The sequence below is a fragment of the Mycobacterium sp. 852002-51163_SCH5372311 genome (genome assembly GCF_001667115.1).
Lineage (GTDB): Bacteria > Actinomycetota > Actinomycetes > Mycobacteriales > Mycobacteriaceae > Mycobacterium.
Genome location: NZ_LZIJ01000124.1, coordinates 65,847 through 79,275, shown reverse-complemented (window position 1 = coordinate 79,275; position 13,429 = coordinate 65,847). Strand labels below are relative to the sequence as shown.

Below are 13,429 nucleotides of genomic sequence, written 5' to 3'. Positions count from 1 at the left end.
GGTCCTGAGCTCTTGGGCTCGGGTAGTGGCGATTCTCTTCGCTTGGCAAACGTTGCGACGGGCGGCGCAGTTCCCGGGAGGGCGCCGGGCACGTGCGACGCGATCATTCGCGAACGCCAATGATACCGGGATCCGGGCCCGTGCCGGACTAATGTCGGCTGGCGTGACCCTTGCCAAGCGTCGCGCCAGGCCGCAACCGTGCCGCTGGTGTGGCAGGGACGTGACCGATACCGGGATGGGCCGGCGCCGCCAGTACTGCCGTCAGTCCTGCCGGCAGCGGGCCTATGAGCAGCGGGCCCTGATCAGCCGCGGTGGGACTGGCGGCTCGCTGGCGCTGCCCGCTGACGCGGTGGTGCTGTCGGCAGAGGACGCGGCTGACCTCTCAGACCGCGTTTACCAGGTGCGATGCGCGGCGGAGGATGTTGCGACCGCGCTCGACGAGGGAGCCGGGGCGACCGAATTGCGCGAATTGTGCGATGCCCTGGTCAAAGCTGCGAGGGCCGCCGACGGCTGGCGCCGGGTCGGCGTCTGACTCGGGTCGGCCGACCCGTAGAGACGCGCCCGACATGCGACTGACCATGGCCGACGGGTTCCCCGGTACAGTCGCGGCATGGGCGGCGGGTCCGGTGCAGCAGTCGCCGGACGGGAACCGCACACCTCGCCGTGTGAGCCGGTCGAGTCCTTCGCGTAGCAACTGGGAGTATCGGACGTTTTGAAATCGCGCCGGAGTTGGCCATACTCACCAGCGAGATTCTTGGGTCGGCGAGCAGCACGACAACATCCTTCGGGGTCCTTGTGGTCCGTGTGGTCCGTCGTGCGGCAAAACTTTGACTCGCGTGCGGCGGTTGAAGGCGGCCAACTTTTGGTTAACGGTTAGGCGAGGTTAGCGATGGGTGATCAACTCCAGCATGCGACCGAAGCGCTACGGAAAGCGCTGGTCCAGGTTGAACGCCTGAAGCGCACCAATCGTGCGCTGCTGGAGCGCTCGAGCGAGCCGATCGCGATCGTCGGAATGTCCTGCCGCTTTCCGGGTGGCGTGGACAGCCCGGAACGCCTCTGGGAAATGGTGGCCGACGGCCGCGACGTCATCAGCGAATTTCCGGCCGATCGTGGCTGGGACTTGGCCGGGTTGTTCGACCCGGACCCCGACGCCCGGCACAAAACCTACGCACGTACCGGGGGCTTCGTCGACGGGGTCGCCGACTTCGACGCGGCGTTCTTCGGTATTGCCCCCAGCGAGGCGCTGGCGATGGACCCTCAGCACAGGATGCTTCTGGAGCTGTCGTGGGAGGCATTGGAGCGGTCCGGGATTGATCCCAGCGGGCTGCGCGGGAGCGCGACCGGGGTCTTCGCGGGACTCATCGTCCAGGGCTACGGCATGTTGGCCGAGGAGATCGAGGGTTACCGGCTCACCGGCATGACGTCCAGCGTGGCTTCGGGGCGGGTGTCGTATGTGTTGGGGCTGGAGGGCCCGGCGGTGTCGGTGGATACGGCGTGTTCGTCGTCGTTGGTGGCGTTGCATATGGCGGTGCAGTCGCTGCGGTCGGGGGAGTGCGATCTGGCGCTGGCCGGCGGTGTCACCGTCAACGCCACCCCCGACATTTTCGTCGAGTTCAGCCGCATGCGTGGGTTATCCGCAGACGGCCGGTGCAAGGCATTCGCCGGCGCGGCCGACGGCACCGGATTCGCCGAGGGCGGCGGGATGCTCGTGGTGGAGCGGTTGTCGGATGCGCAGCGGTTGGGGCATCCGGTGTTGGCGGTGGTGCGTGGTTCGGCGGTAAATCAAGATGGTGCGTCGAATGGGTTGACGGCGCCGAATGGGCCTTCGCAGCAGCGGGTGGTGCGGGCGGCGTTGGCTAATGCGGGGCTTAGTGCGGCCGAGGTTGATGTGGTGGAGGGCCACGGGACCGGTACGACGTTGGGTGATCCGATTGAGGCGCAGGCGTTGTTGGCGACCTATGGGCAGGACCGCGGCGAGCCCGGAAAAGAGCCCCTGTGGTTGGGGTCGATCAAGTCGAATATGGGTCATACCCAGGCTGCGGCGGGGGTGGCCGGGGTGATCAAGATGGTGCAGGCGATGCGCCATGAGGTGTTGCCGGCGACGTTGCACGTGGATGTGCCGTCCCCGCATGTGGATTGGTCGGCGGGGTCGGTGGCGTTGTTGACCGAGGCGCGGCCTTGGCAGGGTGGTCGGCCGCGCAGGGCCGCGGTCTCGTCGTTCGGGATCAGCGGCACCAATGCGCACGTGATCGTGGAAGCGGCCCCGGCGCAGCAGCGCAACGCCCGCGAATCCGCCCTGCCGGTGGTGCCGTGGGTGATCACGGCGAAATCGTCGGCTGCGTTGCGGGCTCAGGCCGCGCGCTTGGCTGAGCATGTGCGTGCCGACGACGACCTGGACGTCGCCGATGTGGGGTGGACGTTGGCCGGCCGTGCGGTGTTCGAGCATCGGGCCGTCGTCGTCGGTGGCGACCGAGATCGGTTGCTGGCCGGGCTGGACGAGCTGGCCGCAGATGACTTGGGGGCCTTGACTTCCGGCGTTATTCGCGGCGATGCCCAGCCCGCCGGAAAAACGGTATTCGTCTTCCCCGGCCAGGGCTCGCAATGGCTGGGCATGGGCATCGAATTACTCGACACCGCACCGGTATTCGCGCAGCAGATCCAGGCCTGCGCCGACGCCTTCGCCGAATACGTGGATTGGTCGCTGACCGACGTCTTGCGCGGTGCTCCCGGCGCGCCGGGGCTGGATCGGGTGGACGTCGTGCAACCGGCGCTGTTCGCGGTCATGGTGTCGCTGGCCGAACTGTGGAAGTCGGTTGGGGTGCGGCCGGATGCCGTAATCGGGCATTCCCAAGGCGAAATCGCCGCCGCGTACGTCGCCGGTGCGCTGTCCCTGCGCGATGCCGCGCGGGTAGTGACGTTGCGCAGCAGACTGCTGTGCAACGTGGCCGGCCCCGGTGGCATGCTGTCCATCGCGTGCGGCGTCGAGCGGGTGCGGGAGTTGTTGGCGCCCTTCGCGGATCGGGTCGGTATCGCCGCCGTCAACGGCCGGGCCGCGGTGGTGGTGTCCGGTGAAACGGCTGCGCTGGACGAGCTGATCGAGGCTTGCGCCCGCCAGGAGTTGCGCACCCGCCGGATCGATGTGGACTACGCCTCGCATTCGGCCGAGGTCGAGGCGATCCGCGGTGAGCTCATCGATGTCCTGGCCGCCATCGAGCCGCGCCCCACACGTACCGCCTTCTTCTCGACCGTGACCGGAAGTCGCTTGGACACAGCCGAATTGGGCGCCGAATACTGGTACCGCAACATCCGCCAGACCGTCCAATTCGACCTGGCGGTACGCAGCGCGTGCGAGCACGGTTATCGCACCTTCATCGAATCCAGTCCCCATCCGGCGCTGATCGCCGGAATCGAGGACACCGCCAACGATTGCACCGGCAGCGCCGACGGCGACGCTCGAACCGGGGCCGCCATCGTCGTCCCCACTCTCGGCCGTGACGACGGCGGACTCGAGCGGTTCCTGACGTCGGCGGCCGCCGCCTTCGTGGCGGGGGTGAGCGTGGCATGGCGCGGCGTGCTCGACGGGGCGGGCTTTGTCGAGTTGCCGACGTATGCCTTTGACAAGCGGCGGTTTTGGCTCTCGGGCGAGGCAACGGCCGTCGACGCATCGAGCCTGGGTCTGGGCGCTGGCGAGCACCCGTTGCTCGGCGCTGTGATGGAGCTGCCCGCAACAGCCGGCGTCGTATTGACGGGCCGGCTGTCGCCGAGTGCGCAGGGATGGCTGGCCGATCACGCCGTATCGGGTGCGGTGGTGTTTCCCGGGACCGGCTTTGTCGAGTTGGCGATCCGCGCCGGCGATGAAGTCGGCTGCTCGGTGGTCGACGAGCTGACATTGCGGGCGCCGTTGATGCTGCCGGTGTCGGGATCCGTTGCGCTGCAGGTAGTAGTGGGCGCCGCCGACGAGGCGGGACAGCGCAGTGTCTCGATCTACTCCCGCTTCGAAGCGGATGCCGCGTGGGTCTGCCACGCCGAGGGCACCCTGACGTCCGGCTCGGTGGAGCCGGCGGTGGAGTTGTCGGTGTGGCCGCCGGCCGGCGCGGTGTCGGTAGACGTGACCGACGGCTACGAGCGGTTGGCCGCGCGCGGCTACGGATACGGCCCTGCGTTCCGCGGCCTGACCGCGATGTGGGCCCGCGGCGACGAGATGTTCGCTGAGGTAAGCCTCCCGGAGGCAGCCGGCGGCGTCGGTGGGTTCGGAATACACCCCGCACTGCTGGATGCGGCTTTGCACACAGCAGTGATAGCCAACCCGGACGCCGAGCTGGTCCTGCCGTTCTCCTGGCAGGGCGTGTCGTTGCACGCGGCGGGTGCATCGGAAGTGCGGGCGCGAATCGCGCCGTCGGGCCCTTCCGGGGTTCGCATCGAGTTAGCGGACCGGCTGGGGTTGCCGGTGCTGTCGGTGACTTCGATGGTGGCGCGTCCGGTGAGCGAGCAGCAGCTGCTGGCCTCGATGTCCGGCTCTGGGCCCGATCGGCTGTTCGAACTAATTTGGTTGCCCGCGTCGGTGACTCCGGGAACTGCCGCGTCTTCTCTCGAAGTGTTCGAATCCGTTGCAAGTGAAGCTGATCCGGTAGCAGACGCCTATGAGCGCACGCACCACGCTTTGGCCGCCGTGCAATCGTGGCTGACCGATCGGGACTCCGGGGTGCTGCTGGTGGCGACTCGGGGCGCCGTCGCGGCGGCGGGGGAGGACGTTACCGACCTGGGGGGCGCCGCGGTATGGGGCTTGGTGCGCTCCGCGCAGACTGAGCATCCGGGCCGCATCCTGCTGGTGGATTCCGATGCGCCGCTGGACGATCACGCCACCGCCGCGGCCCTGGCGGCCGGTGAGCCACAGGTGATACTGCGCGGCGGGCAGGTCTACACCGCGCGGGTGCGTGGCAGCCGCGCGGTCGACGGCATCCTGGTTCCCCCGGAGGACGTGCCGTGGCGGTTGGGTATAAGCAGCGCAGGCACTTTCGAGAACCTGCGGCTGGAACCGGTTCCCAACGCCGATGCGCCGTTGCAACCCGGGCAGGTCCGGGTGGCGCTGCGCGCCATCGCCGCGAACTTCCGCGACATCATGATCACCCTGGGCATGTTCACCCATGATGGGTTACTCGGCGGCGAAGGTGCCGGCGTCGTCGTCGAAGTGGGTCCCGGAGTCACCGAATTCGCGGTCGGCGATTCGGTGTACGGATTCTTCCCGGACGGCCACGGCACCCTGGTCGCCGGCGACGTCCGCATCCTGCAGCCGATGCCCGCCGACTGGTCCTACGCCGAAGCCGCCGCGATCTCAGCGGTTTTCACCACCGCGTACATGGCGTTCGTGCACCTCGCCGATGTCAAACCGGGGCAGCGAGTTTTGGTGCACGCCGCCGCGGGCGGGGTGGGCATGGCTGCCGTGCAGTTGGGGCGGCATCTGGGCTTGGAGATATTCGCCACCGCCAGTCGCGGCAAGTGGGACACCCTGCGGGCCATGGGGTTTGACGAGGATCACATCTCCGATTCACGCAGTCTGGAGTTCGAGGACAAGTTCCGTGCGGTCACCGGCGGGCGCGGTATGGACGTGATATTGGACTCGCTGGCAGGCGAATTCGTCGACGCGTCGTTGCGGCTGGTTGCGCCCGGCGGGTTGTTCCTGGAGATGGGCAAGACCGACATCCGCGACCCCGATGCGATCGCGCAGGAATACCCGGGTGTGCGATACCGCGCCTTCGACCTCTTCGAGCCCGGACGCCCGCGGATGCACCAGTGGATGCAGGATCTCGCGGAACTGTTCGATTCGGATGTGTTGCGCCCGTTGCCGGTGACGACGTTTGACATCCGGCGCGCCGAGGCGGCGTTGCGGTATCTGAGCCAGGCACGCCATATCGGCAAGGTCGTCATGACTTTTCCTGCTGACCAGGGCGGCGCGCTGGGCAACGGCACAGTGTTGATCACCGGCGGCACCGGTATGGCGGGTTCGGTGCTGGCCCGCCATGTGGTGGCGCATCACGGGGTGCGGCATCTGGTGCTGCTGGGCCGGCGCGGACTGGATGCGCCGGGGGCGCACGAACTTTCGGTTGAGCTGGGCGCTGCCGGGGCTCTGGTGCAAGTGGTGGCCTGCGATGCGGCCGATCGGGCGGCGCTGGCCAAGGTGATCGCCGATATCTCCGTGCAGCGCCCCCTCTCGGCGGTGATTCATGCCGCCGGGGTGCTCGACGACGCGGTAGTGACCTCGCTGACTCCCGAGCGGGTCGATGCGGTGTTGCGGGCCAAAGTGGATGCGGCATGGAACCTGCACGAGCTGACCCGCGGCCTGAATCTCTCGGCGTTTGTCATGTTTTCGTCGATGGCCGGCCTGGTGGGCTCGTCGGGACAGGCCAACTATGCGGCGGCCAACTCGTTCTTGGACGGCCTTGCCGCGCACCGGCGCGCACACCGGCTGCCCGCCGTGTCGCTGGCGTGGGGGCTGTGGGACCAGGCCAGCGCCATGACCGGAAGCCTGGACGCCGCCGACCTGGCCCGGCTGGGCCGCGATGGCATCCTGGCGCTGTCCTCCGGCGAGGCGATGGAACTCTTCGACACCGCGCTGATCGTCGACGAGCCGTTCCTGGCGCCGGCCCGAATCGATCTGGCCGCGTTGCGGTCTCACGCCATCGCCGTACCCCCGATGTTCAGCGATCTGGTCAACGCACCCGCCCGGCGCAGGGTCGACGACTCGCTGGCGGCAGCAAAATCCAAATCCGCTCTGGCGCACCGTCTGCACGGCCTGCCAGAAACCGAACAGCATGCTGTGGTGCTGGATCTGGTGCGCTCCCACATCGCCACGGTGCTGGGCACCGTCACCCCCGAGGCGATCGACCCGGACAAAGCGTTCCAGGACTTAGGGTTTGACTCGCTGACCGCGGTCGAAATGCGCAATCGGCTCAAAGCTGCTACCGGGCTTGCACTTTCACCGACGCTCATCTTCGACTACCCGACTCCCAACGGCCTGGCCTCCTACATGCGCGCCGAACTCGCGGGTGCCCCACAAGAAATCAAGCACACACCCGCCGTGCACGTCACAGGCGACGACCCGATCGTGATCGTCGGCATGTCCTGCCGCTACCCGGGCGGAGTGGAGTCCCCCGAAGACCTTTGGCAGATGCTGGCCGAGGGCCGTGACGTGCTCTCCGAATTCCCCGGCGACCGCGGCTGGAACCTGACCGACCTGTACAACCCGGATCCCGACGTTGCGGGCTCGTGCTACACCCGCAGTGGCGGCTTCGTCGACGGGGTCGCCGATTTCGACCCGGCGTTCTTCGGTATTGCGCCCAGTGAGGCGTTGGCGATGGACCCCCAACAACGCATGTTCCTCGAACTGTCGTGGGAGGCATTGGAACGGGCGGGCATTGATCCGAACCGGCTACGGGGCAGCGCCACCGGTGTGTTCGCCGGCGTGTATACCCAGGGCTACGGCATCGGTAATGAAGATGCCCTGAAGGCATTGGAAGGCTTCCGGCTGACCGGCCAGTCGACCAGCGTGGCTTCGGGGCGGGTGTCGTATGTGTTGGGGCTGGAGGGCCCGGCGGTGTCGGTGGATACGGCGTGTTCGTCGTCGTTGGTGGCGTTGCATATGGCGGTGCAGTCGCTGCGGTCGGGGGAGTGCGATCTGGCGCTGGCCGGCGGTGTCACCGTCAACGCCACCCCCGACATTTTCGTCGAGTTCAGCCGCATGCGTGGGTTATCCGCAGACGGCCGGTGCAAGGCATTCGCCGGCGCGGCCGACGGCACCGGATTCGCCGAGGGCGGCGGGATGCTCGTGGTGGAGCGGTTGTCGGATGCGCAGCGGTTGGGGCATCCGGTGTTGGCGGTGGTGCGTGGTTCGGCGGTAAATCAAGATGGTGCGTCGAATGGGTTGACGGCGCCGAATGGGCCTTCGCAGCAGCGGGTGGTGCGGGCGGCGTTGGCTAATGCGGGGCTTAGTGCGGCCGAGGTTGATGTGGTGGAGGGCCACGGGACCGGTACGACGTTGGGTGATCCGATTGAGGCGCAGGCGTTGTTGGCGACCTATGGGCAGGACCGCGGCGAGCCCGGAAAAGAGCCCCTGTGGTTGGGGTCGATCAAGTCGAATATGGGTCATACCCAGGCTGCGGCGGGGGTGGCCGGGGTGATCAAGATGGTGCAGGCGATGCGCCATGAGGTGTTGCCGGCGACGTTGCACGTGGATGTGCCGTCCCCGCATGTGGATTGGTCGGCGGGGTCGGTGGCGTTGTTGACCGAGGCGCGGCCTTGGCAGGGTGGTCGGCCGCGCAGGGCCGCGGTCTCGTCGTTTGGGATTAGTGGCACCAATGCGCATGTGATTGTGGAGTCTGCCCCGGTGCAGCCGGCGCGGCAGGTCGCTGCGGTGCGGCCGGTGGTGCCGTGGGTGATCTCGGCGAAGTCGGTTGCGGCGTTGGCGGGGCAGGCGTCGCGGTTGGCCGAGTATCTGCGCGCGCGTGATGAATTGGACATCGCGGATGTGGGCTGGTCGTTGGCGGGGCGTTCAGTGTTTGAGCATCGGGCGGTCGTGGTGGGTGCGGATCGGCAGCGGTTGCTGGCCGGGTTGGACGAGCTGGCCAACGATGATCTGGCTGGGTCGGTTATTCGTGGCTGCGCGACACCGGCCGGCAAGACGGTATTCGTCTTCCCTGGCCAGGGTGCCCAAATACTTGGCATGGGAAGGGATTTGCACGCCGTATACCCGGTGTTCGCCGAGGCGTTCGACACCGTCGTCGGCGAACTCGACCGGCACCTGTTGCGCCCCTTGCGGGACGTGGTGTGGGGCAGCGACGAAAACCTGCTGAATACAACCGAATTCGCCCAGCCCGCACTGTTCGCGATGGAAGTCGCGTTGTTCCGGCTGCTGGAATCGTGGGGTGTGCGACCCGATTTCGTGATGGGCCACTCGATCGGCGAGTTGTCGGCGGCGCATGTGGCGGGCGTCCTGTCGCTGGAAAACGCGGCCGTCCTGGTGGTCGCTCGCGGCCGCTTCATGCAGGCACTCCCGCCAGGTGGGGCGATGATTGCCGTCCAGGCCACCGAAGAAGAGGTGCGGCCGCTGCTGAGCGACGAAGTCGCCATCGCAGCCGTCAACGGCCCGGCATCGGTGGTTATTTCGGGCGCCGACGACGCCGTCGTCGCCGTCGCCACCAAGCTGCGGGCGGATGGCCGCAGGGTGCACCGCTTGGCGGTCTCCCATGCCTTCCATTCGCCGTTGATGGATCCGATGATCGATGAATTCGGAACCGTCGCTGCCAGTTTCGCCGTTGGTCAGTCCACGATTCCCATCGTGTCGAATGTCACGGGACAGCTGGCCGGCGAAGACTTCGCGTCCGCCGCGTATTGGAAGCGGCACGTGCGTGAGGCGGTTCGGTTCGCCGACAGTGTCCGCTTCGTACACGAGGCCGGCGGCAATCGCTTCCTCGAAGTCGGACCCGGCAGTGGCCTGATGGCCTCGCTCGACGAATCGCTGCCCGACGCTGCGGTCACGGCGATCTCCGCCCTGCGCAAGGACCGACCGGAACCGCTGACCCTGATTAGCGCTGTCGCGCAGGGGTTTGTCGCCGGCATGGACGTTGATTGGCGCGCCGCGCTGGGTCCGGCCAACTTCGTGGAGTTGCCGACGTATGCCTTTGAGCGGCGGCGGTTCTGGCTGTCGCCGTCCGAAGGCTCAAAAGCGAGCGCCGCGGGGCTGGGCCTTCAGGCCAGCGAGCATGCGCTGCTGGGCGCGGTGGTGGAATTGCCGGCCTCGGGCGGGGTGGTGCTGACGGGTCGACTGTCGCCCAGCGCCCAGGGCTGGCTCGCTGACCATGCTGTCGGTGGGGTCGTGTTGTTCCCCGGCGCAGGATTCGTGGAATTGGTCATCCGCGCCGGCGACGAAGTCGGTTGCGGCATTGTCGACGAGCTGAATCTGGCGGCGCCGTTGGTATTGCCCGCCGCGGGATGGGTGGCCATCCAGGTGGTGGTCGGCGGAGCAGACCAGACGGGTGCCCGGGCGGTGTCGGTGTTCTCGCGTGCCGAGACGGGTTCAGGCTGGCTGCTGCATGCCGAAGGTGCGCTGAGCGCGGGTTCGGTCGCGCCCGCCTCGGACCTGTCGGTGTGGCCCCCCGTGGGTGCGGTCGCGGTGGACGTCGGCGACGGATACGAGCGATTGGCCGAGCGCGGGTACGGGTATGGCCCGGCGTTCCGCGGTTTGACAAACATGTGGCGGCGCGGCGATGAAGTGTTCGCCGAAGTGGCCCTGCCGGAAGAAGCCGGGGTATCGGCGGCCGGGTTCGGAGTCCACCCGGTGGTGCTGGATGCCGCACTGCACGCGGTGATCCTGGCCGCCGAAGACGGCGGCACTGAAGGCACCGATGACGCAGAGGCGCCGGGCTCGGTGCTGGTGCCGTTCTCCTGGCAGGGCGTGTCATTGCATGCCGCCGGCGCATCGGCGCTGCGGGCCCGGATCGTGCGGACAACCCCGTCGGCGGTGTCGATCGAACTCGCCGACGGGTTGGGATTGCCCGTCCTGTCGGTGGCCTCCATGGTGGCCCGCCCGGTGACCGACCAGCAGCTGAAAGCGGCGCTGTCGGGTTCGGGTGGAGACCGGCTGTTCGAGGTGGTCTGGTCGCCGGCGCCAGCCAATTCAGACGGGGCCGCCGACGCCACCCCCGCGTACCACGTCTTCGAGTCCGAACCGGCGAACGGCGATCCGGTGACTGGTGTGCGGGCGGCGACAGCTGCAGCGCTGAGCGCCGTGCAATCCTGGCTGGCAGAACCACATTCGGGAACCTTGGTCGTACTCACCCGGGGTGCGGTTGCCCTACCGGGGGAGGACATCGCCGATCTGGCGGGCGCGGCGGTGTGGGGCTTGGTGCGGTCCGCGCAGACCGAGCACCCTGGCCATATCCTCTTGGTGGATTCCGATGCGCCACTTGACGATGCGGCAATAGCCGCGGCCTTTGGGGTGGGCGAGCCGCAGGTCGTGATGCGAGGCGGCCAACCGCACATCGCGCGGGTGCACGCCAGTCGTGCGGTGGACGGCGTGCTGGTGCCTCCGGACGGCCGTGCCTGGCGGCTGGGGATCACCGGCGCAGGCACGTTCGAGAATTTGCGGCTGGAGCCTGCACATGACGCGGAGGCGCCCTTGGCGCCGCGGCAGGTCCGCATCGAAACCCGGGCCATGGCAGCCAACTTCCGCGACGTCATGATAGCCCTGGGCCTCTACCCTGACCCGGCCGCCGCAATGGGCGTCGAGGCATCGGGCGTCGTCCTGGCAGTCCCAGAAATCAGTGAAACCGGGCCCGATGCAACCCGTTTCGCGGTCGGTGACCGTGTTGCAGGTCTGTTCCCGGACGGCACCGGCACCATCGCCACCACCGACGAACGGCTACTGCTAAAGGTTCCTGCGGAGTGGTCCGACACCGACGCCGCCACGGCACCCGTCGGTTTCGCGACGGCTCACTACGCACTCTCCACCCTGGCACAGGTGCAACCGGGTCAGCGGATCCTGGTGCATGCGGCGACCGGAGGGGTCGGGATGGCTGCCGTGCAGCTGGCACGACACCGGGGCCTCGAGGTGTTCGCCACCGCCAGCCGTGGCAAATGGGACACGTTGCGAGCCATGGGTTTTGACGAGGAACACATCGCGGATTCGCGCAGTCTGGAGTTCGAGGACAAGTTCCGTGCGGTCACCGGCGGTCGCGGCATGGACGTAATATTGGACTCGCTGTCAGGCGAATTCGTCGACGCGTCGCTGCGACTGGTCGCACGCGGCGGCGTGTTCCTGGAAATGGGCAAGACCGACATCCGCGAACCCGCTGAAGTCGCCGAAAATTACCCCGGCGTGCGTTACCGCGCCTTCGACCTCTTCGAGGCGGGACCGGACCACATCCAGCGGATGCTCACCGAACTGGCCGACATGTTCGACGCCGGAATCTTGCGGCCCTTGCCGGTGACCGCATTCGACATCCGCCGAGCCCCTGCGGCATTGCGGTATCTGAGCCAGGCGCGGCATGTGGGCAAGGTCGTGATGACCGTACCCGATAGCTGGGCGATCGGAACGGTCTTGATCACCGGCGGCACCGGCATGGCAGGGTCGGCGTTGGCCCGCCACGTGGTGGCGCGTCACGGCGTACGGCGTCTGGTGCTGGTGAGCCGTCGCGGCCCGGACGCGCCCGGGGCGCAGGAACTGGCGGCCGAACTCAGCGCTGCCGGTGCACAGGTGCAGCTGGTGGCCTGCGACGCCGCCGATCGTGAGGCGCTGGCCAAGGTGATCGCCGATATCCCGGTGCAGCATCCGCTGTCCGCTGTCATCCACGCTGCCGGAGCGCTCGACGACGCCGTGGTGACTTCGTTGACGCCGGAACGGATGGAGCTGGCGTTGCGGGCCAAGGTCGACGCGGCGTGGAACCTGCACGAGCTTACCCGGGACCTGGATGTCTCTGCGTTCGTGATGTTTTCGTCGATCGCGGGCCTGGCCGGCGCGGCCGGCCAGGGCAACTACGCCGCCGGCAACTCGTTCCTGGACGGGCTGGCAGCACACCGGCAAGCTCGCGGCCTGCCGGCGGTATCGCTCGGTTGGGGTCTGTGGGATCAGGCCAGCGCGATGACGGGTGGGTTGGAAACCGTCGACTTCGCCAGGCTGGCCCGGGACGGCATCGTGGCGATGTCATCGGATGAAGCCCTCCAATTGCTGGACACGGCAATGATTGTGGCTGAACCGTTCATGCTGCCGGCACGCATCGACCTGGTTGCGCTGCGCGCCAAATTCGACAGCGGGACGTTGCCGCCGATGTTCGTCGACTTGATCAATGCGCCGGCTCGGCGGCAGGTCGATGACTCATTGGCCGCCGCCAAGTCGAAATCGGCTCTGCTGCAACGCCTGGAGGGATTGCCGGAGGACGAGCAGCATGCGGTGCTGCTGGACCTGGTGCGTTCGCACATCGCGACCGTGCTGGGCAACACCACTCCCGAGGCCATCGATCCCGACCGGGCGTTCCAAGAGCTCGGCTTCGACTCGCTGACCGCAGTGGAAATGCGCAACCGGCTCAAAGCTGCTACCGGACTTGCGCTTTCGCCCACGCTCATCTTCGACTACCCCAACTCCGCCGCCCTGGCCGGTTACATGCATCAAGAACTGGTCGGCGACACGTCGCAACTCGCCCCGGCAGCAGCGCCCGGGGAAGCCGAAATCCAACGGGTGGTCGGGTCTATTCCGGTCAAGCGTCTGCGGCAGGCGGGCGTCCTTGAGTTGTTGCTCGCGTTGGCAGACGAGGCCGAGGGGCACGCCCAGGCCGGCGGATCGCGGCGAGGGGCTGAAGACGTCAAGGACATCAAGGACATCGCCGACATGGATCTCGACGATCTGGTCAACGCGGCGTTCATGGACGACGACGAGTAGGCA

Annotated in this window: 2 protein-coding genes; both read left to right on the top strand. The window is 67.6% G+C overall.

Features of this window, described 5'->3' with window-relative positions; genetic code table 11:
- The first annotated feature begins 151 nt into the window (after positions 1–151).
- Positions 152–532, top strand: a complete 381-nt coding sequence (locus A5791_RS15755; protein ID WP_082966954.1) for a hypothetical protein — start codon at positions 152–154, stop codon at positions 530–532.
- A 357-nt stretch (positions 533–889) separates the two neighbouring features.
- A complete protein-coding gene (locus A5791_RS15750; RefSeq protein WP_067238484.1) occupies positions 890–13,426 on the top strand; it encodes a type I polyketide synthase in 12,537 nt (4,178 codons plus the stop codon).
- Positions 13,427–13,429 lie beyond the last annotated feature (3 nt).